The organism is Nocardioides zeae, assembly GCF_030818655.1.
Taxonomy (GTDB): domain Bacteria; phylum Actinomycetota; class Actinomycetes; order Propionibacteriales; family Nocardioidaceae; genus Nocardioides; species Nocardioides zeae_A.
This window is the reverse complement of the sequence record NZ_JAUTAN010000001.1, coordinates 3,403,109-3,430,039: the sequence shown is the minus strand read 5'-3', so window position 1 is coordinate 3,430,039 and position 26,931 is coordinate 3,403,109. Positions and strand designations below refer to the sequence as shown.

Here is a 26,931-nt window from a genome sequence, read left to right as displayed (position 1 = left end):
CCTCAGAACCAGTACAGCGGCAGCCGCAGCTGCAGCGCGAGGACGAAGACGACGTAGCAGGCGACCGTGATGCCGGTGGTGGCGAGCGCCGCCTTGACCAGGGTCGTCGTGGGGGAGGCGAGGCAGGTGACGAAGACGGTGATCACCGTGGTCGGGATCAGGCCGAGCACCGGGATCAGGTAGGCGAACGCCACGACCGCGCCGGTGACGCACACGATCGCGCGCCACGGCAGGCGCGTGAGGCCGGGGGTCGACTCGCCGCCGCGGACCGTGCCGAGGCCGATGACGGCGCCGAGCACGACGAGGGCCAGGCCGAGCACGAACGGGAACATCCCGGCGCCCATCTCGTCCCAGCTGCCGAGGCCGTAGCCGAGCGAGGGGACGGCGAAGGCGAGGCCGAGGCCGGCGAACAGCAGACCCGCCACGAGGTCGCCGTGCTTGTCGTGGAGGCCGGACCCCGTCGTACCGGCGTCGGGTTCGGTGCTGCTGGGGGGTGGTGACGACATGGGTCTCTCCGGGGTGCGCTGAGTGGCGGTCGCGGGCAGGGCGCGGCGACGCGGTCACGACGGGTGGTGTCCGGGGCCGGGCGGGTGGTCGCGCGGTGGCGCGGCCGCCCGGCCCCGGGGCTCTGCGGTGAGGGGTGCTGCGGTGAGGGGTGCTGCGGTGAGGGGATCTGCGGGATGGGGTCCTCAGCTGAGGACGTCGCCCCAGAGGTCGATCTGCTCGGTGAGCTTCGTCGTCACGGCCTCGGGCTCGACCTGGTCCGCGGCCACCGGAGCGGTGCCGAGGCTGGCCATCTGGTCGATGACCGACGAGTCCTCCAGCGCGACCGCGAGGGCGTCGCGCAGGGTCGTGATGATGTCCGACGGGGTCCCGGCCGGTGCGTAGAGCGCGTGCCACACCGCGACCTCGACCTCCGGGAAGCCGGCCTCCGCCGTGGTGGGCAGGTCGGGGAGCGACTCGACGCGCTCGGGCGTGGTGACGGCGTACGCCTTCACGTCGCCCGCCTCGATCTGGCCGGTGGTGTTGGTGGTCTGGTCGCAGAGCACGTCGACCTGGCCGCCGACGAGGTCGGCGATGGCGGGCGCGGCGCCGTCGTAGGGCACCTCCTGCAGCTCGATGCCGAGCTCCTGCTGGATGAGGCGGCCGCACAGGTGCGAGGCGGAGCCGACACCGGCGTTGGCGATGGTGACGTCGCCCTCGTTCTCCTCGAGGTACGCGAAGAGGTCCTCGAGGTTCTCGGGCTCCAGGTCGCCGCGGGCGATGATCGTCATCGGCACCTCGGTGACGAGGCCGACCGGCTCGAAGTCCTCCAGCGGGTCGTAGGCGAGGTCGTCGTAGAGGGTGGGGGCGGTCGACATGCCGATGTGGTGCATGAGGAGCGTGTAGCCGTCGTCGCGGGCGCTCGCGACCTGGCCGGCGCCGACCGTGCCGCCCGCGCCCTCGACGTTCTGCACGATGAGCTGGACGCCGAGCTCCTCGGCCATCGGGTCGCCGACCAGGCGGGTCACCGTGTCGGTGGGGCCACCGGCGGCGAAGGGCACGACGATCTCGACGTTGCGGTCGGGGTAGCCCTCGCCGCTCGCGCTGCTGCTGCCGGGCGCGCAGCCGGTGGCGGCGACGAGGGCGAGCGTGGCGAGACCGGCTGCGGCGGTGGTGCCGCGGACGGCGGTGCGGCGGGCGGGGCTGTTCTTCGTGGGCATGGTGGCTCCGTACGACGGGCAGGGGCAGATGGCCTGCCGCTGCGGTGGACTGCCCTGCGCGGGTCCCGAACCCGGCGAGGTGGACCGACCGTAGGAGTGACGTGGGTCACTCGTCTGTAGGGAGCACCCGTTCCTAACGTCCCCTTAGGAAAGCACCGGGCAGGCGTCCCCGGAATGCCCCCACGCCGGTGCGGGTGTCCCTACGATGCGCCGCATGAGGATCCTCATCGTCGAGGACGACGACTCGGTCGCGGGCGCGCTCCGGGCCGTGCTCGAGCGTCACGGGCACGCCACCGTGCGCGCGACGCGGTCCGACGACGCGCTCCGGCGGCACCGGGGTGCGGACGCCGTGCTGCTGGACCTCGGGCTCGCCGAGGGCGACGGCTTCGACGTGCTGCAGGGTCTGCGCCAGGTCTCCGACGTGCCGGTCATCGTCGTCTCGGCCCGCGGGGACGAGCGCTCGGTGGTGCGGGGGCTCCACCTGGGCGCGGACGACTACCTCGTGAAGCCGATCCGCATGAGCGAGCTGCTCGCGCGCCTCGGGGTCGTCACCCGCCGGCGGGGTGCGCAGGACGCTGGATCCGACACAGGTCAGCGGGTCGTCGCCGGCGACGTCGAGGTCGACCTCGCGACCCGGCGCGTGGTGGTGGGCGGCGCGCCGGTCGCCCTGACGACGAAGGAGTTCGCGGTGCTGGCGGTGCTCGCCCGTCGGCCCGGTGAGGCGGTCAGCAAGCAGCTGCTGCTCGACGAGGTCTGGGGGGACACCTCGCAGAGCGCGGCGCGCTCGTGCGACGTACACCTGACCCAGCTCCGCGGCAAGATCGGTCGGCCCGGGCTGGTCGAGACCATCCGGGGCTACGGCTACCGCCTGCAGGTCGACTGATGCGGCTCCGGGTCGCCGTGCCGCTGCTCGTGGCGGTCGTGGTCGCGCTGGGCCTGCTCCTGACGCCCCTCATGGAGTCGATCGCCGAGCGGCGCACGAGCGAGATCGAGCAGGAGCGGCGCGGGGCGGTGCTGCGCACCGCGGACCTCGCGCGGGCGGCCATCGAGGACGGCGACACGGTGCCGCTGCAGCGCTACCTCGACCGCTACCACGCGCTCTTCGGCGAGGACGTCGTCGTGCTCGACGACTCCGCCCGCGTGCTGGCCTCCGTCGGCGACCTCGACCCCGGCGCGGAGGAGGTGCTCCAGCGGGTGCGGGACTTCGGCACCAACCTGGCGCAGCTCGACGTCCCGCTCGTCACCCCGTGGTCGGCCGACCGCGTGCTGCTCTCGACCCCCGTGGTGATCGAGCAGGACCTCGCGGGCGGGGTGGTCGTGACCGAGGTCGACCTCCGTCGCTCCCAGCGGGCGGTGCTCGAGGGGTGGCTGGTGCTGCTGGTCCCGGTCTCCCTCGGCCTCGTCGCGCTCGCGGCCGCGGCCGTCTGGACGACCGGTTGGATCGTGCGTCCCGTCCACCGCCTCGACCGGGCGACCCACGCCCTCACGAGCGGCGCGCCCGTGGACGACCTGACGCTCTCCGGTCCGCCCGAGCTGCGGCGGCTGGCCACGTCGTTCCAGCTGATGGCGACGACCCTCGCCACGACGGTGGAGCAGCAGCGGGACCTCGTCGCCAGCACGTCCCACCAGCTGCGCAACCCGTTGGCCGCCGTGCGGCTCCACGTCGACCTGCTGGCCGGGGACGGGACGGCCGACCCCGGCGTGGTGGCCGCGGTGCAGCGCGACCTGGACCGGCTCGACACCACCGTCGACCGCCTCCTGGGGCTCGCGGAGGCGGAGCACCGCATCAACGAGCGCCGCGCCGCCCTGGCCCTGCGCGAGGGCGGCCCGCCCGTGGGCGGGACCAGCGACGGCGCCGCGCTCGAGACCCACCTCGAAGAGCGCTGGGCGCCGACCGGCGCCGCGGTGACGGCCACCGTCGCGCCCGACGTCGTCCTCGCGGTGACCGTGCACGACCTGGTCGAGATGGTCGACACGGCCATCGAGAACGCGGTGAAGTACGCCGGCGACGCGCCCCGCATCCACGTCTCCCTGGCGCCCGCCGCCACGTCCGCTGCCGGCGAGGAGCCGGGCGGCCGGGCGGTCGTGACCGTCGAGGACGACGGTGCCGGCCTCACCGACGACGAGCTCGTCCGCGTCGGCGAGCGGTTCTGGCGCTCGTCGCGCCATGCCGACCGGCCGGGCACGGGGCTCGGGCTGGCGCTGGTCGACGCCCTCGCCCGCGCGAACGGCGGCACGATGACCGTGCGGCGGTCCGCGGCCGGCGGCCTCGCCGTCGAGCTCGACCTGCCCCGCGCCGAGGGGCGCCGATGACCGGCCGGGTCTCGCGCCGGGGCCTCGTCCGCGCCGCCGGCGGTACGGCGCTGGTCGCCGGCCTCGCGGGCCTCGGGCCGGCGGTGGCGTCGTCGGGCACGCGGCGCTCGGCCGGCGACCTGGTCGTCGCGGGGGGCGAGCTCGGCGGCAGCTTCACCCGGTTCGCCCGTCTGCTCGGCGGCGAGCTGCGGGACTCCGGGCCCGTCGGTCACGTCCGGGTGGTCGCCAGCGGTGGCTCGCTCGACAACCTCGCGCTGCTGCGCTCGGGCTCGGCGGACCTGGCGCCGAGCCTGGCCGACGCCGTCGCTGTGGACGCCGACGCGGCGGTCGCGGTGGCCCGGCTCTACCAGACGACGCTCCACTGCCTCGTGCGCGACGGGAGCCCGTTCCGCTCCGCGGGCGACCTCGCGGGACGGCGCGTCGCCGTCGGCCCGCTCGGCTCCGGGTCCGCCGAGACGGCCCGGCGGCTGCTCGAGCCGACCCTGGGCGTCGACCTGCGCGCCGCCTCGCACGCCACGGGGGCGGTCGCCCTGGCCGGCGGGTCCGTGGACGCCCTCCTCTGGTGGGGCGGCCAGCCGTCGCCGGAGCTCGCCTCGCTGGTGCGCACGCACCCGTTGCGGGCCCTCGACCTGGGGGCGCTGGTGGACGCCACGCGGGGCCCCGCCGCGCCGTACCAGAGCGTGCGGCTGCCCCGCGACGTGTGGGACCAGGCCGACGACGTGCGCACGGCCGGGGTCGCCGTCCACCTGCTGTGCCGGCCGGCGCTCGACGACGCGACCGTGGCGCACGTCGTCGACACGCTGCTGGCGGCGGGGCCCCAGCTGGTGCCGCAGCCGTCGGGCGGGCTGCAGTACCTGGCGCCCGCGAGCCTCTTCGACACCTACCCGGTGCCGCTCCACCCCGCGGCCGCGCGGCGCTACCGCGAGCGGCACGGCTGAGCCGGGTGCCCGTGGACTGCGACCGTCAGCGCGGGACCGACGCCACGCGGACCTCCGGGCCCGGTCCGGGCTGGCAGTGCGGGCACCACCACGTACGGCGGTGCGCCGCGTCGTTCGGCAGCTCCGCCACCACCTGCACCGTGGTGCCGCACCGCAGGCACGGGCGCCGCGCCCGGCCGGCGACCCAGTGGCTCTCGCCGCGGCGCGCGATCCCGGTGGTGACCTGGTAGGCGCCCGGCACGGTCGCCGAGTGGCGCAACGCGGTGGCGGCACGATCGACCAGGGCGGGCACGTCCACCTCGCCCACCGGCGTCCACGGGCTGCGGCCCACGAGGAACGCCAGCTCGTTGACCCACAGGTTGCCGAGCCCGGCGAGGTTCGTCTGGTCGAGCAGGGCGGAGACGAGGGGGGTCGTCGGGTGGGCGAGCAGCCGCCGTACCGCCTCCGCCGGGTCCCAGTCCTCCCGCAGCGGGTCGGGACCGAGGTGGCCCACCAGCGCGGACTCGTCGGCGGTCGCCACGAGGGCGAGGTCGTGCAGCTTCTGCCCCCAGGCGGTCGGCCCCGCGGTGGTCTCGAGCACGACCCGCACGTCGGGGAGCAAGCGTCGGGGGAGGCGCTTGCCCGCGCCCGTGACGGTCCAGCTGCCGTCCATCCGCAGGTGGGAGTGCAGGGTGACGCCCCCGGAGAACCGGGTGAGGAGGTGCTTGCCGTGGGTCGCGTGCTCGAGCACCTCGCGGCCGGCGAGGTCCTTCGTCGCCAGGCGCGGCACGCGGAGGTCGCTGCGCGCGACGGTCCGGCCGCGCAGCGAGCGGTCCAGCCGCCGCGCCAGCAGGTGGACGCTGTCGCCCTCGGGCACCTAGCCCCGCTTCGGCACGAAGGCGCCCGGCCCGTTGCGGAGCGTCGCGGTGACCGCGGTCCGCCACCACGGGCGGGCCAGGTCGGGGGCCTTGCCGGCACCGAGCCGGTGCAGCTGGTCGGTGTGCCACGACAGGTCGAGCGCGCTGTCGACGGTGTGGAGCGGCGCGAGGCGGCGGACGAGCCGCCGGGCGCCCACCTGCACGGCCGGCAGCTCGATCCGTTCGAGGCGGCCGTCGAGGAGGTCCCGCGCGACGTGGGGGTACGCCGAGGCCGGGCGCCCGAGGCCGATGACGTCGCACTCGCCCGGTGCCGCGGCGGAGCTGGCCGCGGCGGAGCCGGCCGCGGTGGAGCTGGCCCCGCTGCCGGTGTCGCTCTCGTCGGGGCCCAGCGCCGCGGTCATCGCCGCGCGGGTGCGGAAGCCTCCCGTGACCGCGACGGGCACGGCACCGGCGGCGTCGCGGACGGACGCGGCGTACTCCAGGAAGTAGGCCTCGCGCTCCCGGGTCGACGCCCGCCGGGTGTCGGGGCCGAACATCACGGGCGACTCGTAGGTGCCGCCCGAGACCTCGAGCAGGTCGATGCCCTCCGCGGCGAGCGCCGCGACCACCTCGCGCGACTCCGACTCGGTGAAGCCGCCGCGCTGGAAGTCCGCGGAGTTGAGCTTGATGCCGACCGCGAAGCCGGGGGACACGCGCTCCCGGATCGCGCGCACGACCTCGAGCACGAAGCGGCGTCGACGCTCCGGGTCGCCGCCCCACGCGTCGGTGCGCTGGTTGGAGCGGGGCGAGAGGAACTGGGTGACGAGGTAGCCGTGGGCGCCGTGGACCTGCACCCCGTCGAAGCCGGCGGCCTCGGCGACGGCCGCGGTCGCGGCGTACCGCTCGATCGTCTCCCGGATCTCCGCCTCGGTGAGGGCGCGCGGGCGCGTGGCCACCGCGACGTCGGCGGCGACGGCGCTGGGGGCGACCGGGCGCGTGCGCCCGACGAGCACGTTGGCCTGGCGGCCCGGGTGGTTGACCTGCATCCACAGCGGCGTGCCCGAGGCGCGGAAGCCGGCGGCCCAGCGGCGCAGCGCGTCCAGGTGCCGCTCGTCCTCGACGACGACGTTGCCGGGCTCGCCGCGGTGGCGGAGGTCGACCATGACGTTGCCCGTCACGACGAGGCCCCAGCCGCCGCCGGCCCACGCGTCGTACAGCCGCTCGAGCCGGCGCGTCGGAGCGCCGGCGGAGGTGCCGAGGGCCTCCGACAGCGCCGACTTCATGAGGCGGTTGGGGAGGCGCTGCCCGCAGGGCAGGTCGAGCGGGGTGCCGAGGTCGGTCATGGACCGCATCGTGGCACGCTGTTGAACGTGGTTCAAGAGGGCGGCGGCAGGACGCCGAGGGTCCCGAGCCGTTCGGTGAAGGCGGGCTGCAGGAGCCGCTGGTAGGGCTGCGAGAAGTGCACGAGGTCGACCTTCACCAGGGTGTCGCCGACGAAGGCGGGGCAGCGGTCCTCGGCGCAGAACCAGTCGCGGCTGTCGACGTAGGTCGCGCCCATCTCCTCGGCCATCGCGGCCTCGGCGTCGTGCATGCCGCTCCACTGGCCGCGGACCTTGCTCACGCAGTCGACGGGCGAGGAGAGCAGGTTGTAGCACTCGTCGATGTTGACGTCGGACGGCGGCGGCGCGAGCACGACGGTGCGGCCGACGGCGTCGGCGACCTCGCCGAGCTGCGTGCGGGTGCTCTCCGCCCAGCGCTCGGGGGTGATGGTGCCCTCCTCGCCGACCTCGGTGCGGGGGGCGTACATGTCCGCCACCACGAGCACGTCCGGCCGGAGCTCCTCGACCGCGTCGACGACGTCCGCCTTGCGCTGCTCGCACCCGTCGACGATCGCGGCGTCGGGGTGCTCGGACAGCAGGTCGGTGAACGGGCAGCCGTAGGCGCCCAGCGACGTCAGGCTCCAGCCCTCCGGGAGCGCGCCGACGAGCAGCGGCACGTAGTTGACCGCGATCGAGTCGCCCACCACCGCGATGCTCTGGCCGCCCGCAGCACGGTCGAGCTCGCCGAACGTGCAGGCCGCCACGTCGACGCCGTCGATGTCGCCGCACGGCATGACGCTGCTCGGTACCTCCCGCCCGGCCATGGCCTCCTCGATCGGCGGGTCCAGCTCCGGCCACGCGCCGGCGGCCAGCGCCACGCGGATCTCGGTCTGGAGGTCGGCGACGGCGGGCGTGTACTCCGCGTGCGTCTCCGCGTCGATCGCCGCCACGTCCGCGTCGCTCAGCGTGCGCACCCCGTTGTCGGCGAGGACCAGGGAGGGCATCACGGGTGCCGCGGCCAGGGCGAGCAGGAAGACACCGGTGTACGCCGCCCGCAGGGTGCCCCTCCTCCCGGCGCCCGCCTCCCGCGACGTACGGCGGGGGAGGCGCCACGTCGCGGACCGCAGGGGCTCCTCGACGAGGTGGTAGGAGTGCACCGCGAGCACGAGCATCACGACGCCGAGGCCGGCCAGCACGAGCGGGGAGTCGCCGAGCACGACGACGCCGAGGATGGCGACGGGGAAGTGCCACAGGTAGAGCGAGTAGGAGATGTCGCCGACGTAGCCCGCCACCCGGTTGGTCAGCGGGAGGAGGAAGCGCTGCTGGCGACCCCGCTCGGCGAAGGTGCCGGCCGCGATCACCAGCGCCGTCGCGCCGACGGGGAGGGCCGCGGCGGGTGCCGGGAACCCGGCGTCCTCGGTGACGAGCCACAGGGAGGCCGTCATACCGACGAGGCCGCCCCAGGCCAGCACGGGACGGACGGCGTCGGGGATGCGGGAGCACAGGGGGGCCGCGACGGCGACGAGGGCGCCGAGCCCGAGCTCCCAGACGCGGGTGAAGGTGGAGAAGTACGCCGCCGACGGGGCCGCCGAGGTCTGCTGCAGCGCCCAGGCGAACGACGCGGCGACCACGCCGGCCAGGACGAGGCCGACGACGAGGCGGTGGTGGTCGGGGCGGGTGGTCGCGCCCGGGGGCGTGCCGGTGCGGCGGCGGGTGCGGGCCGCGAGGAGGGCGAGGACGCCCAGCATCAGCCACGGCCACACGAAGTAGAACTGCTCCTCGACCGCCAGCGACCAGTAGTGCTGCAGCGGCGAGACCGGGCCGTTGGCCGCGAAGTAGTCCGTCGCCTGCGTCGTGAACCGCCAGTTCGCGCCGAAGAACAGGGCCCAGAGGCCGTCGGTGGCGATGCTGTCGGCGCGCAGGCGCCCGACGAGCGCGTAGGACAGCGCCACCGTCACGGCCAGCACGAGGATCGACGCCGGCAGGATGCGCTTGGCGCGACGGCGGTAGAAGCCGACGAAGGAGATCGTCCCCGTGCGCTCGTGCTCGCGCAGCAGGATGCCGGTGATGAGGAAGCCGGAGATGACGAAGAAGACGTCGACACCGACGAACCCTCCGTGCGGCCAGCCCAGCAGGTGGTCGAGGACCACGGCCGTCACCGCAAACGCGCGCAGCCCCTGGATGTCGCGCCGCTGCGTGCTGGCCCTGCTCAACCGACGTTCCCCCTTCTTGCGGACTGCGGCGACGATAGTGCGTGAGCCGGGGGGCGCCGGGCCAATCGAGAGGGAGTGGCGGACGTGGTGGAGCGCAGCCGGGAGAAGGTAGCGGTCGACTTCTGGAACGAGTGCGGGGTGCCGCGGGACGCGCTGGAGGATGCCGCCGATCGCGAGCGGTGGGACCTCGGGGCGCTGGTCGCCCTGGTCGGTGTGGCCGGCAACGGAGGCCTCCTCGGCATGATCGAGAACAACCGCGAGACGAGCGGACCCCTGGTCGCGGACGCGCTCACGGCACTCCGTTCTCTCGGGCTGACGGACGCAGCCGACCTCGTGGCGCGAGCCGAGGCGGCGTACCTCGTCATGCGCCCCAACGACTGCAGCGACGACCTCACCGAGGAGCAGGAGGAGCTCTGGGACGAGCTCGACGAGGCCTGGTGGCCGGTCGGGGAGGAGATCGAGCGCGTCGTCGACGAACGTCTGGCCGCCCTCGGATGATCTACCTGCCGGGGCTGGGTCACTCGCGTCGGGTGAAGCGGAGCTTGCCGGTGCCGAGGCGTTCGGTGAGGTAGAGCGGGTCGTGGATCTGGTGGTGGTGCTGGTCGCAGAGGAGGCAGCTGTCCTTCGTGTTGGTGTGGCCGCCTGCTGACCATTCGGTGAGGTGGTGGGCGTGGGTCTGGTGGGGTGGTCTCGTGCAGCCTTCGGCGACGCAGCCCTTGTCCCTGGTGGCCATGGCGAGGCGCATGGCCTTGGTGTGGAAGCGGGCGGTGCGGCCGAGGTCGAGGACCTCTGACGTGGTGCCGAAGACGGCGGGGATGAGGCCGGCGTCGCAGGCGAGGCGTCGCGCTTCGGCGGCGCTGATGGTGCCGCCGGTGTCGAGCGACGCCGTCGCCAACCCGCCCATCAGCGACTCCAGGGTCATGGTGACCACGACGGTTGCGCCGGTGCCGCCCGTTGCGGGGAGGTCTTTCTGGTCGAGCATCTCAAGGAGCTGTTGGAAGGCCTGGCCGTAGCGTTCGGGGGTCGACCGGTCCCGTTGGAAGCGTCGCTCGGGGTCGTCGGCGGCGTTGAGGTGCTGCGGCGCGGCGTAGGCGTCGAGGGCTTTGCGGAGCATCGCGCCGTGGAGCTCGGGGATCACGAATCGTCCCCAGACGCGGCCGAGTCCGTCGGAGACCATCGAGAGCTGCGAGGTGGCCCGTGCTTCTCGCTCCTCCCGTTCCAGCAATGCCGCCTCGTGGGCCTCGCCGATGTCGGGGGCGATCACGGTGAGGATCCTCTTCCCGATCGCGCGCAGGGCGCGGGCGTCGTGGTCGGCCGCGAAGCCGACCAGTGTTTTCTCGGCTTGGAGTCGGAGGTCGGGGTCGAGGTCGTCGGGTAGCGCGTCGAGGGCCTTGACGATGACGTCGGCCTGCTCGGTGTCCACGCCGCCGGTCTCGCACGCAGGTGCGAGGTGGGTCCGGTAGCGGCTCGTGTCGTCGATGATCGCCTCACCGACGCGGGCGAACCGGTAGGCGTCGCGTCGAGTGGTGGCCGTCGCGTTCGCCAACCACACCGCTGCGGTGGAGGCGCCGTTGCTCCGGTGGAGCTCGACCTCCTCGGCGTGCTGCACCAGCACGGCCACCAGCGCGGAGGCCCGCGCCACGAGCCGGTGTGCGTCGACCAACGCGATGCCGGTCTGCGGTGCGCTCAACCACCCGAGCCCGGTGCGCCCGTCGGCCGAGAGCACGTCCGTCGCCGTCCGGATCGCCTCGAGCAACGGGTGTCCCACGTCGACACCCGGCGCCACCCACCCGGGCTCCGGCTCCGCGGCGGGGTCAGGCGCGTCATACTGACTTTCGCGACTGACGACCCGGCACCCCAGCGTCGCCTCCTCGGGCCACTCCCCGGTGGTGAACGCGTGCTCCAACCAGTCCGGCTCCGGTGTGTCGACCAGGAAGTCGGCAGGGGGTTCCGGCACCGGTGGCCCGAAGCCACCGGCGTCCCCAGAAGAGCTGACCCCCGTCATGGCCACCACTCAACCCGGACCCACCGACAGTTCTGACCAGCGCGGCCCACAGCGCCGTACCGCCTGTGGACAACCGCGGCGTACATGACAACTCGCCGCGCCGTACGACCCAACTCGGCGCTCCTGCCGCGCCGTACGACCCAACTCGACGCACCCGCCGCGCCGTACGACCCAACTCGACGCGTCTGCCGCGCCGTCCGACCCAACTCGACGCCCACGCCGCGCCCTAGAACCCAACTCGACGCCCACGCCGCGCCGTACAACCCAACTCGACGCAGCTACCGCGTGAACCACACGTGCTGGTTCCGCTCGTCGGTCTCGACGCCCTCCTGGGCGCGGACGTAGGCGGAGAACGAGTCGAAGCCGAGCGTCGTCTCGTCGAAGCCCGGGCTCATCCGCACGAGCACCTGCTTCAGCACGGACAGCGGGACCTTCTCGTCGCTGCGCTGCTTCTGCACGAGGTTGACGGCGCGGCGGAAGAGCTTGGAGTACGGCACGGGGCGCGCCCGGTCCTCCGTGTCGGGATCGTCGTCCACCCCAGCCCCGACCCCGACCCCGGCATCGGCCCCTGCAGCGGGCGGCGACGTGACGGCCGGCTCCACGCCGGGCAGGGCGTCGTAGCGCTTGAACTCGTCGCACGCGGCCTCCCAGTAGCGGCCGATCGACCCCGCGACGCCCACACCGACCACCGACCGGCCGAGGCGCTTCGCCTTCTGGGCGACCGCCACGTAGTCGGAGTCGCCGGCGGCGACGAGCACGTGGGTGAGGTCGGCGTAGCGGGTCAGGTCGTCCACGACGTCCGTCGCCAGCCGGATGTCCGCGCCGTTCTTCGTGCCGGACAGGGGGAACAGCTGCGTGAGGTCGATGGCGCGCGAGGTCAGGTCCCGGGCGTAGGACGAGAACGCGGGCGAGGCCCAGTTCGCGTAGGCCCGGCTGATCGCCACCACCCCGAGCGACGCCGCGTAGTCCACGATCGCGTCGACGTCGAGCCGCGAGGCCTCCAGCCGGGGCGCCACCACGGGGTCGTCCGCCGCCGCGTGCACCACCTTGTCGCGCTGCCAGGCGTGGCGGCCGTGGACCGCGTCGTACTGGGACGCGACGAGGTTCTCGAAGTCGACGTAGAGGGCGACGCGGGGTTCGGTCATGTCCCGATCCTGCCGGAACCCCCCCCGCGGGATTCACCCGGCGCGACGACGCGGGGGCCGCGGGACGAACATCGAGGTGCGCGCGGCGTACTCCGGGTAGCCCGGGCGCTGCATCATCTCGCGCTCGAGCAGTCGCGCCCCCGTCGCGAACGCGAGGAAGTAGGTCATCGCGATCGGCGCGACGACCGTCGCCAGACCCGCGACCCACCCCGAACCCAGGCCGCCGACGAGCCACAGGCCCCACCAGACCGTCGCGTCGCCGAAGTAGTTCGGGTGCCGCGTCCACGCCCAGAGGCCCGTGTCCAGCACCGGCGGCCGCTCCGGCTTGGGGATCTCCTTGTACGCCGCGAGCTGCGCGTCGCCCCGGGCCTCGAACGCCAGCCCGACCGCGAACACGACGACGCCCAGCACGATCGGCCACCGCTGCCACGACGACGCCGGCACGGCGACGGCCGCGCCGACCACCACGGGCAGGGCGACGACGAACATCGCGACGCCCTGCGTGACGAAGACGCGGGTGACGGCGTAGGAGAACGGCTTGCCCTCCATCAGCTGCGCGTAGCGCGGGTCCTCGGGCGGGGTCTCGCCGGGACCGAGCAGCCCGTGCGCCCGCGAGCGGATGTGCCACGCGAGGCGACCGCCCCACACGGCGACCAGCAGCACGAGCAGCCAGCGCTGCGCCACCGTGCCGCCGCCGCCGGCGTCGACGACGGTCGTGACCACGGCGGCGACCAGGGCGACGAGCACGAATCCGGCACCCCACACCACGTCGACGACGGCCAGCCGGCCGACCCGTCGCGCGACCACGGCGGTGGCGGTCATCAGCACCGTCACCGTGGCCGCCGCGGCCACGAGGGCCGCGACGAGCGCGCTCACCAGTCCCGGCGCGGCGGGAGGGTGTGCGCGGCTCCCGGACGCACCATCAGGATCTGGTCGACGCCCATGCGGCCGTCGCGGAACGCCATGCGGCCACCGACGAGGTAGAGCCGCCAGACCCGCACGACCTCCTCGCCGACGAGCTCGGTGAGCCGCGCCTCCGCCTTGGAGAAGCGCTCCATCCAGGCGTCGACGGTCCACACGTAGTGCTCGCGCAGGGCGTGCACGTCGCGCACCTCGAGGCCGCCGGCCTCGAGCAGGTCGACCGTCTCGCCGACGGGCCGCATGTGCATGTCGGGCGCGATGAACGACTCGATGAACGGGCCGCCGCCCGGGTGGCCCTTGCGGCCGCCGGAGCGCGACATCTGCTGCACCAGCACCCGACCGCCGGGCTTGACGGCGTCGTGGAGCACCTTGGCGTACGTCGGGTAGTTCTGCTGGCCGACGTGCTCGCCCATCTCCAGGCTCGCCACGGCGTCGAAGTGCCCGGCGCCGCCCTGGGCCTCGGGGACGTCGCGGTAGTCCTGCAGCCGGATCTCGACCCGGTCGCCCAGCCCGCGCTCGGCGATGCGGGCGTCGATGAACTTCTTCTGCTCGGCGGCGATCGTCACGCCGGTGACCTTCGCGCCGAAGTGCTCCGCGGCGTACAGCGACAGCGAGCCCCAGCCGCAGCCGACGTCGAGGAACGTCGCGCCCTCGGTCAGCCCGACCTTGCGGCAGACCAGGTCGAGCTTGTCGGCCTGGGCGTCCTCGAGCGTGTAGCCGGGGGTGCTCGGCGGCTGCGTGTAGTAGGCCGAGGAGTAGGCCATGTGGTCGTCGAGGATCAGCGAGTAGAACTCGTTGGAGAGGTCGTAGTGGTGGCTGATCGCCAGCCGGTCCCGCAGCTTCGAGTGCAGACGACGGCCCAGCAGCGCGTTGAGTGGACCACCCACCTGCGCCTGGCTGCGCGGGGCCCGCGGGGGCCTCAGCAACATCCCCGGGCCGACGGTGCCGGTGTCGACGGCGGCGCGGAGGGCCGCGACGTACGCCTGCGGACCCGGGCGGACGCCCGACAGGTTGCGCTCGGCGACGACCGACCAGGCGTGGGTGAGGGCGTCGTCGAGGTCGTGGTGCACCTCGAGCTCGCCCGTGACGTAGGCCTGCGCGGCACCCAGCTCGCCGGGGTGCCGCACGAGGCGGCGTACGGCGGCGGGGCTGCGCAGCTCGACCAGCGGCGCGTCGACGGGACCGGCCTCGGAGCCGTCCCAGGCGCGGAGGCGCACGGGGAGGTCGCCGCCCACGAAGGGACGCAGGGCCTCGGCGAGGCGGTCGGCGACCCCGCTGGGGGCGGTGGACCGGTCGGCAGGGGTGGCGGTCATCGACCGGCCTCCTTCTCCAGCACCAGCTGCTGGACGTCGATGTAGCCGGACGCGAAGCCCGCGCGGGAGTACTCCAGGTAGAAGTGGAACATCCGCGCGAAGGTGGCGTCGAAGCCCAGGCCCGACACGTGCTCGCCCCAGGCGGTGAGGAACTGCTCGTCCCAGCGTCGGAGCGTCTCGGCGTAGTGCCCGCCGAAGGAGAGCCGGTCGGCGCCGCCGAGCAGGCGGAGCGCCGTCTCGTCACGGGTGATCTCGTCGATGACCTGCACGGAGGGCAGGAAACCGCCCGGGAAGATGTACTTGTGGATCCAGGTGTAGGTCTGCCGGGTCGCGAGCATGCGGTCGTGCGGCATGAGGATCGCCTGGATGCCGGCGCGGCCACCGGGGGCGAGCACCTCGTCGATCTTCGCGAAGTAGGTGCCCCAGTAGTCGTAGCCGACCGCCTCGATCATCTCGACCGACACGACCGCGTCGTAGCCGCCCTCCGGCGCCACCACGTCGCGGTAGTCGCACAGCTCGACGTCGACCCGGTCGGAGAACCCGGCGGCGGCGACCCGCTCGCGGGCGAGCGCCTGCTGCTCCGTCGACAGCGTCACGGAGTGCACCCGGGCCCCGCGGCGGGCGGCGCGCAGCGACAGCTCGCCCCAGCCGGTGCCGATCTCGAGCACGCGGGTGCCCTCGCCGACGCCGACGGCGTCGAGCAGCCGCTCGATCTTGCGGCCCTGCGCCTCCTCCAGCGAGGCGGCGTCGCGCGGGTCGGGCGAGGTGGCCACGTGGTGCGCACCCACCGCGTCCACCCGGGGGATCGCCTGGTGCTCGAAGAGCGCGGAGGAGTAGCTCATCGTCGGGTCGAGGAACGCCTCGAAGAGGTCGTTGCTCAGGTCGTAGTGGTGCGCGATGTTGGCGCGGCTGTTCTCCTGCGAGCTGACCTGGTGGGACGGCGGGCGGGAGACGTACGCCGCGCGCAGCCGCTGCATCCACTGCGGCACCAGCGTGGGCATCTGGGCGGCGAGCACGGTGAGCACCTCACCGAGCGCGCCGGTGGTGCCGCCCTCTGCCGGCGACGGCACGTCCCAGGCACCGGTCAGGTAGGCCTCACCGAAGCCGATGAGCCCGTGGCGCCCGAGGCGGGCGAAGAACTCGTCGGGGCGGCGGAGCACCAGCTCCGGACCGCCGCGGCCCCAGACGGGGGCGTCGGCGCCGGGACCGACGCGGACCGTGAGGTCCAGGCGGTTCACCACGCCGTGGAACAGGGCGCGCGCGACCCGGGCGTACGCCGCAGCGCGGGGCCCGGAGGGCACGACGTCGAGCCCGGGCCAGCGCGCGGCGTCGACCCGCGCGGGGGCCCGGGGCACGGTGGGGGCGGGGACGGACGAGGACCCGTGGGACGACTCGGGGATCTCCGTGGTCATCGGACACCTTCCTGGTGGTGCTCGGGGCGCGGCTGGATGCGCAGCCGTCGCGCCCACAACGTGATGCCGTGCAGGCGGATGAGGAGCGACGCCCGCAGCGTCGCGGGTGCCGCGCGCCACGCGGCGCTGGGTCGGGCGTCGGGACGACCGGTCAGCGACGCGCTGAACGTGGCGCCGTCGTCGGTGCGGAGGGTGACGGCGACGTGCAGCCTCCCGTCCGGCCCGGCGGTCGGGGTGGGCACGGCGACCGCATAGGTGCCGTCGGTGCCGTGGAAGGGCGAGACGTACATCGCCTTCGTCGTCTCGGCCCGCCCCGCGGCGTCCGGGTGCACGAGGTAGGCGTGGCGGTCGCCGTAGGTGTTGTGCACCTCGACCACCACGGCGACCGGCACGTCGGCGAGGGTCTGGTCGCCGGCGAAGCACCAGAAGACGCTGATGGGGTTGAAGCAGTAGCCGTAGGCACGCGGCTGCGCGGCCATGAGGATCCGGCCCCGGTCACCGCCGCGGGCGAGCTCGATGCCGTGCAGGTCGAGGAACGCCTCGACGTTGGCCCGCAGCGAGCGCTCCGGCTCGCCGAGGTGGTCGCGTGCCTCGAAGCTGCCGCGGGTCCAGGCCGTGCGGCCGTGGTCGGGCAGGTCGTCGAGGTCGACCACCCAGGTCGACGACGTGTGGGCGAAGCTCCGCTTCCACGGTCGCCGCCGGGTGTGCCGCACCGTGGTGCGGTAGACGGTGCCGGCGGGGTCGGTGCCGGCGGGGTCGGTGCCGGCCGGTGCGCCCGGACGGCGGGCAGCGTGCCGGCCGCGCCCCGCGCCGGCACCGTCCTCCGGCCAGCCGAGCCCGAGCCGGGTCACGGCCTGCAGGCCGGAGCGCGCGCCGTCCTCGTGGAAGCCCCACCCGTGGTAGGCACCGGCGAAGGCCACCCGGGGTGTCTCGCACTCCCCGAGCCGGGCCTGGGCGGCGACGGACTCCCGCGTGTAGAGCGGGTGCTCGTACTCCATCGTGTCGATGACCTGCGCCGGGTCCACCAGGTCGAGCCCGCCGAGCGTGACGAGGAAGCGCGTGTCGGGCGCCCCTGGCAGGTGCGGCACCCGCATGAGCCGGCTGAGGTCGTAGGTCAGCGTCACCGGGCCGCCGCGCTCCTCCACCGACGGCAGGTCGGCAAGGGTGGCGGGGTCGCGGCGCAGGTAGTTCCACGACGCGCGCGCCTTCTCCTGCCGCGGCAGGAGGGAGGCGTCGGTGTGGAGCTGTGCGGTGTTCGGCGTGTAGGTGATCGCCCCGAGCAGCTCGCGCTGCGCCGGGGTCGGGGCCGCCAGCATCGCCAGCGCCTGGTGGGGGTGCGTGGCCACGACCACCGCGTCGTACGCCGCGACCTGGCCGTTGCCGTCGGTCACCCGCACCTCGTCGGGGGTCTCCTCGATGCTCGTCACCTTGGTCCCGACACGCACGTCGGGGAGCCGGGCGGCGATGCGCGCGACGTACTCCCGCGAGCCGCCCGAGACCGTGCGCCACTGCGGGGAACCGAAGATCCCGAGCATGCCGTGGTGGTCGAGGAACCGGAACAGGTAGCGCGCCGGGTAGTCGAGCGCCTGCGCCGGGTCGGTCGACCACACGCAGGCGACCAGCGGCTCGGCGAAGTGGGTGCGGAACGTCGGCGAGAAGCGCCCGGCGTCGAGGAACTCGCCGAACGTGACGCGGGCGTCGACGTCGCTGGCCTCGGACTCGAGCAGCCGCCGCGCGCGGCGGTGGAAGCGCGGGATCTCCGCGAGCATGCGGAGGAAGGCGGGGCGCGTGGCGTTGCGCCACGTCGGGAACAGCCCGGCCAGCTTGAGGGCGCCCGCCCACTCGAGGCCGTGCGGTCCCGCGGAGTCGTCGCGGATCGACATCGACATCTCGGAGTCCTGCGTCGCCACGCCGAGCTCGGCGAAGATCCGCAGCAGCACCGGGTAGGTGCGCTCGTTGTGCACGATGAAACCGGTGTCGATGGGCACGAGCTGCTCGCCGCCGCGCCCGTCGGGCACGGTCACGAGGTGCGTGTCGGCGTGCCCTCCGAGCCGCGCGTCGGCCTCGTAGAGGGTCACGTGGGCGTTCTTGGAGGCGACGTACGCCGCGGTCAGGCCGGCGACGCCGGAACCCACCACGGCGAGCCGCCGGGGGGTGGCGGTCATGCGTCCTCGAGGGCGAAGAAGGCGACGGGGTCGGAGGAGGGCTCCTCGGACCCGTGCGGCGCGGGCTCGACCGTGATGCCCACGGCCTTGGCGTCGGACCCGTCACCCTCGAGGAGGACGGTGTTGTCCTCGCCCTCGGGCATGAGGCCTGCACGGACCATGTCGCCGGCGGCGTTCTGGTACCAGAGCTCGTAGAGCTTGCCCTCCGGGGCGGCGGGCATGCCGTCGGTGACCAGGACCGCCTTGCCGAGCGACGGCGACCAGTGCACCGAGGCGTGCGTGCCCTCGGGCAGCGTCGTCGACGCCTCCACGACCTGCACGTCGGAGGCGGTGAGGACCTCTTCCAGGTCGTCCGTCTCCGGCGCGGCCTCCTGCGAGGTGCCGTCCGGGTCGTCGTCGAGCTGGCTGATCCCGACGCCCACGCCGCCGGCCACGATCAGTGCCGCAGCAGCTGCGACCAGCGCCGTGCGAAACCGGTGCCGCCGCAGCGGCACCACCGTTCCGGCGACGGCCGCGCGGCCATCGTCCGCCTCGGGGCCGTGGGCCACGAGCGGCGGGAGCGGACGGACCTGGGTGATGTCGGCGAGCACCGCGGCGCGGACCGCCGGCGACGGCGTGGTCGCGGTGGTCGCGGGGAGCAGGGCGGCCGCCTCGCGCAGGGAGTCGACCTCCTCGCGGCAGGAGGAGCACGCCTCGAGGTGCTCCTCGAAGCCGGCCCGCTCCTCGTCGGACAGGGCGTCCACCGCGTAGGCGCCCGACAGGGCGTGGATGTCGTTCACTGTCCCACTCCCATCGCGTCGCGCAGCCTGATCAGGCCGTCTCGAATCCTCGTCTTCGCCGTGCCCACCGGCAAGTCGAGCATGGTGGCCACCTCGGTGTGCGTGTAACCCCCGAAGTAGGCCAGCCTCACGGCCTCGTGCTGCACGGGGGTCAACGCCTGCAGTGCGGTGCGGACCCGCTGGGCCTCCAGCGACGTGTGGGCCGCGTCGGCCGTCGCGTCGTGGTCGACGGGCTGGGTCTGCTGGTGGTACGTCGTGTCGCGGCGGGTCGACGCCTCCGCGGAGCGCACGCGGTCGACCGCCTTGCGGTGGCCGATCGTCATGAGCCAGGAGAGGGCGGAGCCACGGGCCGGGTCGAACCGGCTCGCCATGCGCCACACCTCGAGGAACACCTCCTGCGTGACCTCCTCGGCCTGCGCGGGGTTGCGCACCACGCGGAGGACGAGGCCGTGCAGGCGCGCCGAGGTCGCGTCGTACAGCTCCGCGAAGGCCTGCTCGTCCCCCAGGGAGGAACGGTGCAGGAGCTCCGCGAGACGCGGTCCCACCTCATCGGGCAGGTCGGCGGCCGGGCCACGGCCGCCCGTGCCCTCCGGCGGGTCGCCGGAGGGCACGGAACGAAGGGTCGTCATGGGAGAAGTGTCCCTGGTTCCTCAGTGCTGCGTGGTCACTCGGTGGTGGCCGGCGGCATCAGCACGGAGTCGATGACGTAGACGGTCGCGTTGGCCGTCTGGATGCCACCGCACAGCACGGTCGCCTCGGTGCCCTCGGCGCCGACCGTCATGCCGGACGAGTCGCCCTCGACCGTGACCTCGGGGCCGGCGAACGAGGCGTAGGTGCCCGCGATCTCGTCGGGCTCGATGCGCTCGGGGAGCACGTGGTAGCCGAGGATCGCGCCGAGCGCCTCCGGGTCGGCCGTCAGCGACTCCATCGTGGCGGGGTCGATCGCCTCGAAGGCCGGGTCGTACGGCGCGAAGACCGTGAGCGCCTCGGCGCTGTTGAGGGTGTCCGCGAGGCCCGGCACGATGCCGACGGCGCCGACGAGCTGGCTGAGCAGCGGGTTGTTGCTGGCGGCGGTGGCGACCGGGTCGACGGTCATGCCCTCGAGGGAGCCGGCACCCGAGGAGGGGATCTGGTCACAGGCCTCACCGAAGGTGGTGTCCTCCATGGCGCCGTCCGACGACTCGCCCATGCTCGGGTCCTCCGACATGCCGGAGTCGGACGACTCGCTCGTGTCGGGGCTCGAGGTGCCGTCGTTGGTGTCCTCGCTGCTGTCGTCGCCGCACGCGGCGAGGCCGACCGACATGGTCAGGGCGAGAGCAGCGATCCCGCTCGCGCGGCGGACCGTGGAGCGGCGGTTGAGAGTCTTCATCGTGCTGACCTTCCTGTCGTGGTCCCGCTCCCCTACCGGCACCTGGGGGATGTGCCGGTCGCGGCGGGCTTACACACGTTGTTCGCCACCCCCGCCGGGGTGGATTGGTGACGGGGGAAGTTTTTTTCGGGGTTCCTCCGGGGGCTCGCTCGCGCCGTGCCGTCCCCGGGACGTCATGCGGTGCGGCGGTCGGGGCCGGCGCCTCGCATGACGTCCGGGGTGGGTGGCCGGGGTGGGTGGCCGGGGTGGGTGGCCGGGGTGGGTGGCCGGGGTGGGTGGCCGGGGTGGGTTCTCGGTGGGGACCGAGAACTGTGCAGATGGGGTGCCTCGGATCGCGCAGGGCCTGACCCACGCGCACATTTCTGGCGTCGGGCGGCGGGCGGCGGGCGGCGGGCGTCGGGCGGCGGGCGTCGGGCGTCGGGGACTGGCGTACGGCGCTGGCTCGCCCAGCGCCGTACCCCGGGACGTCATGCGGTCCGGTGCCCGGGGCCGGCGCTTCGCATGACGTCCCGGCAACGTCCCGGAGATGGCCGGAAATGACCCGTGGCAGGGACACCCCTCGGCTTGAGGTGTCCCCGCCACGGGCGAGGGGGGCGGGCGCTGGGGCCCGCGGGAGCGCGGTCGTCAGGCGACCATGACGGCACGGGTGTGGTACCCGCTCGAGCCCTCCGGGAACGGCGACATGCGCACGTCGGTCTGCACCTCGCCGTCCTCGTCCGTCGCGCGGACGGTGAAGGCGTGGTTGCCGGAGTCGCTGGCGTCCCACTCGTAGTACCACTGCCGCCAGTAGTCGACGCCCGCATCGGGCCCGAGCGTGGCCTCCTGCCACGCCCCGCCGTCGATCTGCACCTCGACCTTGGCGATGCCGCGGGTCTGCGCCCACGCGACGCCGGCGATCACGACGGTGCCGGGGTCGACCGTCGTCGCGGCCTTCGGCACGTCGATGCGCGACGAGATCTTCACGGGGGCGTCGGTCGCCCAGTCGCGCTCGGTCCAGTAGGCGACGTCGTCGTCGTACGTCGTGAGCGTCAGCTTGGTCAGCCACTTCGTCGAGCCGACGTACCCGTAGATGCCCGGGATGATGAGCCGCACCGGGAAGCCGTGCTCGCGGGGCAGGGGCTCGCCGTTCATGCCCACCACGACGAGCGCGTCGCGCCCGTCGGTGGCGACGTCGAGCGGGGTCGAGATCGTGAAGCCGTCGACCGCGGTCGAGAGGATCTGGTCGGCCCGGTCGCCGACGCCGGCCCGGTCGAGGATGGTCTTCAGGGGGACGCCCAGCCAGCGGGCGGCGCCGACGTACTGGCCGCCCACGTCGTTCGAGACGCAGGTCATCGTGATGTCGCGCTCGACCATCTCCATGTCGAGGAGCTCGTCCCACGTGATGGTGAGCTCGTTCTCGACATCGCCGTCGACCGTCAGGGTCCACGACTCGTGGTCGACGACGGGCACGCTGAGGTTGATGTCGACGCGGTAGAACTGGTCGTTCGGCGTGCGGAACGGCGACAGGTCGGGGATGTCGAGGCCCTCGGGCAGGGCGGGCGCTGCCTCGGCCGGCTTCGGCAGCACGATGTTGCCGATGCGGGTGCGGACCGTGGAGATCCACTGGCCGACGGAACCGGCCACGACCGCCGTGCCCGCGAGCACGCCGGAGGCGATGAGCACGCCGCGGCGCGTGGGGCCCTGCGTGCGGCGCGAGTCCGGGTCGCCGTCGGGGTCGACGCCGGTGGTGCCGTCCGCGGGGGCGGGCGCTCCGACCGTCGCGCGGTGGAACCACCACAGGGCACCGCCGCCGGCCAGGGCCGTGGCGAGGGCGGGCACCACGTCGAGCGGACCGGCGGTCGGGCGCAGCAGCGCCAGGAGCCCGGCGACGCCGACGAGCACGAGGAGGAGGACGAGCCCCACCGCGAAGCGCCGACGCGCGACCACCCCGGCGGCGGCCGCGAGCAGGAGGGTCACCACCAGCACCGAGCCGATGAGGATGGGCTTGTCGGCCGTGCCGAACTGGGCGACCGCCCACTCCTTCACCGGGGTGGGCGCGAGGTCGATGACGGTGGAGCCGACCGCCAGCACCTGGGGAGGCGGCGGGGTCGACGAGCGCGGCGACGAGGTGGCCGACGGCCATGCCGACGACCGTGGCGAGCACGCCGCCGGCCGCGGCCAGCAGGATCTGGCCGCGACGGCGGGGGGATGCGCTGGTGTCCATGGAGGTGGTTCGTCACGGGTCGTCGGAGGGATGGGTCCGATCGAGAGATAGCGTGCGCCCCGTGACGGCGGTGCTCGAGGGGTTCACCACCATCACCCTGCTCGTGTGCCTCGGCATGCTGCTGGCGCACCTCGGGATCATCGACCTGCCGGGACAGCGGGCGCTGTCGCTGCTGGCGTTCTACGTCGCGAGCCCGGCCCTGCTGATCACGGTGCTCGAGGACGCCGACATCGGCTCCCTCTTCTCCGGCGCGCTCCTGGCGTCGGCGGTGGCCGTGGTGGTGAACGTCGTGGTCTACGTGCTCCTCGCGCGGTTCGTGTTCAACCGCGACCTGGCGCACACCGTGGTGGGCTCCCTGTGCGCCGCCTACGTCAACGCCGGCAACCTCGGCATCCCCATCGCCGCCTACGTGCTCGGCGACGCGGCGCTCGTCGCCCCGGTGCTGCTCATGCAGCTGCTCGTGCTGCAACCACTGGCCCTGACGGTCATGGACGTCGCGGTCGCCGAGGAGCGGCTGTCGGTGTGGCGGATCGTCAGCCGCCCCCTCCGCACGCCCCTGACCGTCGGCTCGGTCATCGGGCTCGTGCTGGCCGGCACCGACCTCACCCTGCCCCGCCCGATCCACGACCCGCTGGAGCTCGTCGCCGGGATGGCGGTGCCGTCGATGCTCATCGCGTACGGCGTGTTCCTCCGCCTCGGCCCCCGCCCCGGCCTCGGCGACGCCCCGGAGCTGGGACTCATCGTCGGGCTCAAGCTCGTCGTGCAGCCGGTCGTCGCCTGGGCCGTCGGCTTCTACGTGCTGGGCCTCGAGGGCACGCCGCTGCTCGCCGTCACCGTGCTCTCGGCGCTGCCGACGGCGCAGAACGTGTTCGTGCACGCGACGCGCTACGACCGCGGGATCGTGCTCGCGCGCGACGTCGTCTTCGCCTCGACCGTGCTCTCCGTCCCCGCCGTGGCGGTCGCCGCGGCGCTGGTGGCGTAGGGGATCGCGGCACTTTCCCCGGTCGACCGGGGAACACGCCACTTGGACCATCAATATTGATGGTCTAAGCGACACTTTCCCCGGTCGACCGGGGAAAGTGTCGGTCCGCCTAAAGCGGCTCGGGGTCGATCCGGAGCACGGTGACGGTCGCGCCGGCGCTCAGCCGCGTCACGCCGACGGGCACCACGACGAGCACGTCGCTGCGGGCGAGCGCCCCCACCATGTGCGAGGCCGTGCCACCGGGCGTGACCCGCGGTAGGTCGTCCCCGTGCTCGAGGGTGGCGCGCACGAGCTGCAGCCGGTCCGCGGGCGAGTCCAGGTCGGTGGCCAGGACGGCGGACGAGGTCGGCCAGGCGACGGAGGCGCCGCGCAACCGGGCGAGCGCAGGGCGCACCAGCACGTGGAACGACGTGAAGGAGGCGACCGGGTTGCCCGGCAGGCAGCAGAGCAGCGGTCCGCCGGCCTCGAGGCGGCCGAAGCCCTGCGGCTTGCCCGGCTGCATCGCGATGCGGCCGAACCACATCGACCCGCGGCCCGCCAGCGTCAGCCGCACGACGTCGTGGTCGCCCTCGGAGACGCCGCCGGTCGTCACGACGAGGTCGGCCAGCGGGGCGACCTCCGCGAGGGCCTGCTCCAGGGCGGCGGGGTCGTCCGGGACCGTGCGGGTCGCCATGACGACGCCCCCGGCCTCGACGACGGAGGCGCCGACCAGCGTCGCGCCCGAGTCCCGGATCCCGTCGGGACGCAACGGCTCCCCGGCGGGCTGCAGCTCCGACCCGGTGGCGACCACCGCGACGCGGGGCGCGGGGTGCACCCGCACCGTGCGCACGTCCAGCGCGGCCAGGACGCCGAGGTGGCGCGCCCGCAGCGTCGTACCGGCGGCGACGACGAGGTCGCCGCACGCGACGTCCTCGCCCGTACGGCGCACGTGGCGCCCTTCGTGGACGCCGTGGTGCACCTCGACCCGCGCGGAGCCGCGGTCGGTCGACTCCCACGGCACGACCGCCGTCGCGCCCGGGGGCATCCGGGCGCCGGTCATGATGCGGACGGCCCGGCCCCGCGCGACGCGGGGAGGGGCGCCACCGGAACCGGCCGCGACGGCCCCCACCACGGGGAGCGTGACCGGCGCGTCGGGCGTGGCGTCGGCGACGTCGCGGTGGTCGACGGCGTACCCGTCCATGGCGGCGTTGTCGAAGCCCGGCAGGGGAGCGGTGGCCCGCACGTCCTCGGCGAGCACCAGCCCGAGGACGCCGGCGGGGTCCTCGGACGGGGCGACGGCCACCGGCACGGTGGCGGCGAGGTCGCCGAGCACGTCGGCGAGGAGGTCCTCGACCCCCCGCAGCGTCGGGTCGTCCGTGCAGCAGCCGCCGGGCGCGCCCGCCGGCGGCCGGGTGTCAGCCACCGGCGACCGGCGGGATGACCGCGACCTCGTCGCCGACGGCGAGCGGGCGGTCGTCGGCGACGTCCTCGCCGTTGACCCACACCCGGCACCCGGGCAGCACGCGGGCGAACGGTGCGCCGTACCGGTCACGTGCGGCGGTCATCAGCTCGCCCAGCGTGGCGACGTCGAACGCGTCGCGCGTCGTCCCGGCGGCGTCGCGGGCCGTCGCGAAGAGCAGCAGCCTGGCCATGGTCCGTCCTCCTTCTCCTGGTCGGTCGTCAGGTCGACCTGGTCCGCCGGCCTCAGCCGCCGATGTACGACATCTCCACCGGTGCCGCCCGGCGGGTGCCCGCCGCGCGGACCTCCGCGCGTACCTCCGAGTAGCGGTCCGACCGCGTGCTCCACAGTCCGGACAGCAGCTCCGCGAGGTCCCCGGGCCGCCGCCGACCGCGCAACAGTGCACGGGCATCGGTGCCGCCGGTCGAGAACAGGCAGGTGTGGATCCGGCCCTCCGCGGTCACCCGCGCCCGCGTGCACGTCCCGCAGAACGGGGTGGAGACCGAGCTGATCACGCCGATCTCGGCCGAGCCGTCGGCCAGCCGCAGCCGGCGCGCGGTCTCGCCGTAGCGGCGTACCGGGAGGTCCTCGAGCGGCCAGCGGGCGCCGATGGCCGCGAGGATCTCCGCGGCGGGCACGACCTCGGCGTCGGTCCAGCCGTTGGTGGCGCCCACGTCCATGAACTCGATGAAGCGCAGCACGTGGCCGGTCCCGCGGAAGTGCTCGACCAGCGGCACGACCTGGTGCTCGTTGACGCCGCGGCGCACGACCGCGTTGACCTTGACGTCGCCGAAGCCCGCGGCGCGGGCGGCGTCGATCCCGGCGAGCACCGCCGAGGCGCCGAACGGGCTGTCGCTCGCCCGGCGGAACACGGCGTCGTCGATCGCGTCGAGGCTCACGGTGACCCGGTCGAGGCCCGCGGCGGCTAGGTCGGCGGCGTGCCGCGGCAGCAGGACCCCGTTCGTCGTCATCGCCAGGTCGAGGCCGCCGATGGCGGCCAGGCGCGCGACGAGGTCGGGCAGGCCCGGGCGCAGGAGCGGCTCGCCCCCCGTGAGGTGCACGGTGGTGACGCCGAGCTCCACCGCGGCGCGCACCAGCTCCTCGACCTCGTCGAAGGAGAGCAGGTCCCCGCGGTCCAGGAAGGCGTGGTCGGCGCCGAACAGCTCGCGGGGCATGCAGTAGGCGCACCGGAAGTTGCAGCGGTCGGTCACCGAGACCCGCAGGTCGCGCAGGGGCCGGCCCCGCAGGTCGTGGAGGGTCACGCGCACTCCCGGCAGCCCGGGTCGCTGCCGTGGTGGCCCGCCAGCCAGGCCCGGGCCGCGGCGGCCACCGACACCGGTACGGCGGCCCCGGCGTCCGCGCGGTGGGAGCCGGTGCCGTCGTGCTCGACCTTCCAGACGGGCACGGTCGCCTTCAGCACGTCGATGCAGAAGCGCGCGGCGTCGAAGGCGGTCCCGCGGTGGCCCGCCGCGACCGTCACGTTCACGCTGGCTGCGCCCAGGGCGACCAGCCCGGTGCGGTGCCACAATGCGACCGGTCCCAGGCCGGGGAAGGCCGCGCCCGCGGCCGCGGCGACCTCGACGAGCCGGTCGAGGGCCACCGGTGCGTAGGCCTCGTAGTCGATCGCCCGCACCTGCTCCCGGTCGGGCCCGTGGTCGCGGACGACGCCCTGGAACGTCACCACCGCCCCCGTGCGGTCGCGGACGGCCCAGTCGTGGGCGCTCGCGGCGTCGGGAAGGTGGGGCGCGACCAGGCACCAGGTCGTGTCCGTGCGGTGCTCGGTGCGGGCGGGGACGGACGTGGTGGTCATGGCAACCTCCGGGTCGGGGGACGACCAGCATGCGCGGCGTCGGGGTCGTGGTGTCGTCGCGCAGCGA

24 protein-coding genes are annotated in these 26,931 nt (G+C 74.3%); 5 read left to right on the top strand and 19 right to left on the bottom strand.

The features are described 5' to 3' along the window. Positions 1–2: 2 nt before the first annotated feature. Both QE405_RS16250 and QE405_RS16245 read right to left on the bottom strand, forming a co-directional pair. Complete coding sequence (locus tag QE405_RS16250) at positions 3–506, bottom strand: tripartite tricarboxylate transporter TctB family protein (protein ID WP_307202631.1); 504 nt, start codon at positions 504–506, stop codon at positions 3–5. A 183-nt stretch (positions 507–689) separates the two neighbouring features. Further along, positions 690–1,703 carry a tripartite tricarboxylate transporter substrate-binding protein gene (locus QE405_RS16245; protein ID WP_307202629.1) on the bottom strand — a complete coding sequence of 338 codons (1,014 nt, stop codon included), beginning with the start codon at positions 1,701–1,703 and terminating at the stop codon, positions 690–692. A gap of 214 nt (positions 1,704–1,917) precedes the next feature. Between QE405_RS16245 and QE405_RS16240 the strand changes: the two genes are divergently transcribed. From QE405_RS16240 to QE405_RS16230, 3 genes are read left to right on the top strand one after another with little or no spacing between them, the layout of a single operon-like run. Next, positions 1,918–2,586 carry a response regulator transcription factor gene (locus QE405_RS16240; protein WP_307202627.1) on the top strand — a complete coding sequence of 223 codons (669 nt, stop codon included), beginning with the start codon at positions 1,918–1,920 and terminating at the stop codon, positions 2,584–2,586. Beyond that, on the top strand, positions 2,586–4,016 hold the full coding sequence (locus QE405_RS16235; RefSeq protein ID WP_307202625.1) for a HAMP domain-containing sensor histidine kinase: 1,431 nt from the start codon (positions 2,586–2,588) through the stop codon (positions 4,014–4,016). Before QE405_RS16240 ends, QE405_RS16235 begins: the two co-directional genes overlap by 1 nt. Next, the gene (locus QE405_RS16230; protein WP_307202623.1) at positions 4,013–4,954 is read left to right on the top strand and encodes a TAXI family TRAP transporter solute-binding subunit; all 942 of its coding nucleotides are present in this window, start codon (positions 4,013–4,015) and stop codon (positions 4,952–4,954) included. The genes QE405_RS16235 and QE405_RS16230 overlap by 4 nt, the downstream gene beginning before the upstream one ends. A gap of 25 nt (positions 4,955–4,979) precedes the next feature. On the opposite strand, the gene QE405_RS16225 is transcribed toward QE405_RS16230, so the two are convergent. The 3 genes from QE405_RS16225 to QE405_RS16215 are packed head-to-tail and all read right to left on the bottom strand — an operon-like array spanning position 4,980 to position 9,322. Continuing rightward, positions 4,980–5,810, bottom strand: coding sequence for a DNA-formamidopyrimidine glycosylase family protein (locus QE405_RS16225; RefSeq protein WP_307202621.1), 831 nt, complete (start codon positions 5,808–5,810; stop codon positions 4,980–4,982). Continuing rightward, entirely contained in the window at positions 5,811–7,133 is a 1,323-nt protein-coding gene (locus QE405_RS16220) for an NADH:flavin oxidoreductase/NADH oxidase family protein (RefSeq protein ID WP_307202619.1), read from the bottom strand. Between the two features lie 32 nt (positions 7,134–7,165). After that, the gene (locus QE405_RS16215; RefSeq protein ID WP_307202618.1) at positions 7,166–9,322 is read right to left on the bottom strand and encodes an acyltransferase family protein; all 2,157 of its coding nucleotides are present in this window, start codon (positions 9,320–9,322) and stop codon (positions 7,166–7,168) included. Between the two features lie 84 nt (positions 9,323–9,406). Here QE405_RS16215 and QE405_RS16210 point away from each other — a divergent pair, with 84 nt between their 5' ends. After that, complete coding sequence (locus tag QE405_RS16210; protein ID WP_307202616.1) at positions 9,407–9,820, top strand: DMP19 family protein; 414 nt, start codon at positions 9,407–9,409, stop codon at positions 9,818–9,820. A 19-nt stretch (positions 9,821–9,839) separates the two neighbouring features. Here QE405_RS16210 and QE405_RS16205 read toward each other — a convergent pair whose 3' ends face one another. The 10 genes from QE405_RS16205 to QE405_RS16160 form a co-directional block, all read right to left on the bottom strand. Next, entirely contained in the window at positions 9,840–11,327 is a 1,488-nt protein-coding gene (locus QE405_RS16205; protein ID WP_307202614.1) for an HNH endonuclease signature motif containing protein, read from the bottom strand. Positions 11,328–11,605: 278 nt separating this feature from the next. Then, positions 11,606–12,472, bottom strand: a complete 867-nt coding sequence (locus tag QE405_RS16200; RefSeq protein WP_307202612.1) for an NYN domain-containing protein — start codon at positions 12,470–12,472, stop codon at positions 11,606–11,608. Positions 12,473–12,505: 33 nt separating this feature from the next. Then, positions 12,506–13,348 carry a DUF1295 domain-containing protein gene (locus QE405_RS16195; protein WP_307202610.1) on the bottom strand — a complete coding sequence of 281 codons (843 nt, stop codon included), beginning with the start codon at positions 13,346–13,348 and terminating at the stop codon, positions 12,506–12,508. Beyond that, positions 13,345–14,706 (bottom strand): SAM-dependent methyltransferase, encoded by a 1,362-nt coding sequence (locus QE405_RS16190; protein ID WP_307202608.1) that lies wholly within the window; start codon positions 14,704–14,706, stop codon positions 13,345–13,347. Before QE405_RS16190 ends, QE405_RS16195 begins: the two co-directional genes overlap by 4 nt. Further along, positions 14,703–16,118, bottom strand: coding sequence for an SAM-dependent methyltransferase (locus tag QE405_RS16185; protein ID WP_307202605.1), 1,416 nt, complete (start codon positions 16,116–16,118; stop codon positions 14,703–14,705). Before QE405_RS16185 ends, QE405_RS16190 begins: the two co-directional genes overlap by 4 nt. Further along, positions 16,115–18,283, bottom strand: coding sequence for a DUF1365 family protein (locus QE405_RS16180; RefSeq protein ID WP_307202603.1), 2,169 nt, complete (start codon positions 18,281–18,283; stop codon positions 16,115–16,117). Before QE405_RS16180 ends, QE405_RS16185 begins: the two co-directional genes overlap by 4 nt. Then, positions 18,280–19,062, bottom strand: coding sequence for an anti-sigma factor (locus tag QE405_RS16175; RefSeq protein ID WP_307202601.1), 783 nt, complete (start codon positions 19,060–19,062; stop codon positions 18,280–18,282). Before QE405_RS16175 ends, QE405_RS16180 begins: the two co-directional genes overlap by 4 nt. Next, positions 19,059–19,691: an ECF RNA polymerase sigma factor SigK gene (sigK, locus tag QE405_RS16170; protein WP_307202599.1), complete on the bottom strand. Its 633-nt coding sequence runs from the start codon at positions 19,689–19,691 to the stop codon at positions 19,059–19,061. The genes QE405_RS16175 and sigK overlap by 4 nt, the downstream gene beginning before the upstream one ends. Before the next feature lie 35 nt (positions 19,692–19,726). Continuing rightward, complete coding sequence (locus QE405_RS16165; protein WP_307202596.1) at positions 19,727–20,431, bottom strand: fasciclin domain-containing protein; 705 nt, start codon at positions 20,429–20,431, stop codon at positions 19,727–19,729. A gap of 624 nt (positions 20,432–21,055) precedes the next feature. Then, the gene (locus QE405_RS16160) at positions 21,056–22,501 is read right to left on the bottom strand and encodes a molybdopterin-dependent oxidoreductase (RefSeq protein WP_307202594.1); all 1,446 of its coding nucleotides are present in this window, start codon (positions 22,499–22,501) and stop codon (positions 21,056–21,058) included. Between the two features lie 194 nt (positions 22,502–22,695). On the opposite strand from QE405_RS16160, the gene QE405_RS16155 reads away from it, so the two are divergent. Then, positions 22,696–23,616 (top strand): AEC family transporter, encoded by a 921-nt coding sequence (locus tag QE405_RS16155; RefSeq protein ID WP_307202592.1) that lies wholly within the window; start codon positions 22,696–22,698, stop codon positions 23,614–23,616. Between the two features lie 109 nt (positions 23,617–23,725). Here QE405_RS16155 and QE405_RS16150 read toward each other — a convergent pair whose 3' ends face one another. The 4 genes from QE405_RS16150 to QE405_RS16135 are packed head-to-tail and all read right to left on the bottom strand — an operon-like array spanning position 23,726 to position 26,864. Then, positions 23,726–25,018 (bottom strand): molybdopterin molybdotransferase MoeA, encoded by a 1,293-nt coding sequence (locus tag QE405_RS16150; protein WP_307202590.1) that lies wholly within the window; start codon positions 25,016–25,018, stop codon positions 23,726–23,728. Beyond that, positions 25,011–25,247, bottom strand: coding sequence for a MoaD/ThiS family protein (locus tag QE405_RS16145; RefSeq protein ID WP_307202589.1), 237 nt, complete (start codon positions 25,245–25,247; stop codon positions 25,011–25,013). Before QE405_RS16145 ends, QE405_RS16150 begins: the two co-directional genes overlap by 8 nt. A 52-nt stretch (positions 25,248–25,299) precedes the next feature. Further along, complete coding sequence (gene moaA, locus QE405_RS16140) at positions 25,300–26,316, bottom strand: GTP 3',8-cyclase MoaA (protein WP_307202587.1); 1,017 nt, start codon at positions 26,314–26,316, stop codon at positions 25,300–25,302. Further along, positions 26,313–26,864, bottom strand: a complete 552-nt coding sequence (locus tag QE405_RS16135) for a molybdenum cofactor biosynthesis protein MoaE (protein ID WP_307202586.1) — start codon at positions 26,862–26,864, stop codon at positions 26,313–26,315. The genes moaA and QE405_RS16135 overlap by 4 nt, the downstream gene beginning before the upstream one ends. Positions 26,865–26,931: the final 67 nt, after the last annotated feature.

What these genes read in the sequence shown, in the direction of transcription:
- QE405_RS16250 (WP_307202631.1), bottom strand. Translation starts at nt 506, where the DNA reads ATGTCGTCACCACCCCCCAGCAGCACCGAACCCGACGCCGGTACGACG.
- QE405_RS16245 (WP_307202629.1), bottom strand. Translation starts at nt 1,703, where the DNA reads ATGCCCACGAAGAACAGCCCCGCCCGCCGCACCGCCGTCCGCGGCACC.
- QE405_RS16240 (WP_307202627.1), top strand. Translation starts at nt 1,918, where the DNA reads ATGAGGATCCTCATCGTCGAGGACGACGACTCGGTCGCGGGCGCGCTC.
- QE405_RS16235 (WP_307202625.1), top strand. Translation starts at nt 2,586, where the DNA reads ATGCGGCTCCGGGTCGCCGTGCCGCTGCTCGTGGCGGTCGTGGTCGCG.
- QE405_RS16230 (WP_307202623.1), top strand. Translation starts at nt 4,013, where the DNA reads ATGACCGGCCGGGTCTCGCGCCGGGGCCTCGTCCGCGCCGCCGGCGGT.
- QE405_RS16220 (WP_307202619.1), bottom strand. Translation starts at nt 7,133, where the DNA reads ATGACCGACCTCGGCACCCCGCTCGACCTGCCCTGCGGGCAGCGCCTC.
- QE405_RS16205 (WP_307202614.1), bottom strand. Translation starts at nt 11,327, where the DNA reads ATGACGGGGGTCAGCTCTTCTGGGGACGCCGGTGGCTTCGGGCCACCG.
- QE405_RS16200 (WP_307202612.1), bottom strand. Translation starts at nt 12,472, where the DNA reads ATGACCGAACCCCGCGTCGCCCTCTACGTCGACTTCGAGAACCTCGTC.
- QE405_RS16190 (WP_307202608.1), bottom strand. Translation starts at nt 14,706, where the DNA reads ATGACCGCCACCCCTGCCGACCGGTCCACCGCCCCCAGCGGGGTCGCC.
- QE405_RS16185 (WP_307202605.1), bottom strand. Translation starts at nt 16,118, where the DNA reads ATGACCACGGAGATCCCCGAGTCGTCCCACGGGTCCTCGTCCGTCCCC.
- QE405_RS16180 (WP_307202603.1), bottom strand. Translation starts at nt 18,283, where the DNA reads ATGACCGCCACCCCCCGGCGGCTCGCCGTGGTGGGTTCCGGCGTCGCC.
- sigK (WP_307202599.1), bottom strand. Translation starts at nt 19,691, where the DNA reads ATGACGACCCTTCGTTCCGTGCCCTCCGGCGACCCGCCGGAGGGCACG.
- QE405_RS16165 (WP_307202596.1), bottom strand. Translation starts at nt 20,431, where the DNA reads ATGAAGACTCTCAACCGCCGCTCCACGGTCCGCCGCGCGAGCGGGATC.
- QE405_RS16145 (WP_307202589.1), bottom strand. Translation starts at nt 25,247, where the DNA reads ATGGCCAGGCTGCTGCTCTTCGCGACGGCCCGCGACGCCGCCGGGACG.
- QE405_RS16135 (WP_307202586.1), bottom strand. Translation starts at nt 26,864, where the DNA reads ATGACCACCACGTCCGTCCCCGCCCGCACCGAGCACCGCACGGACACG.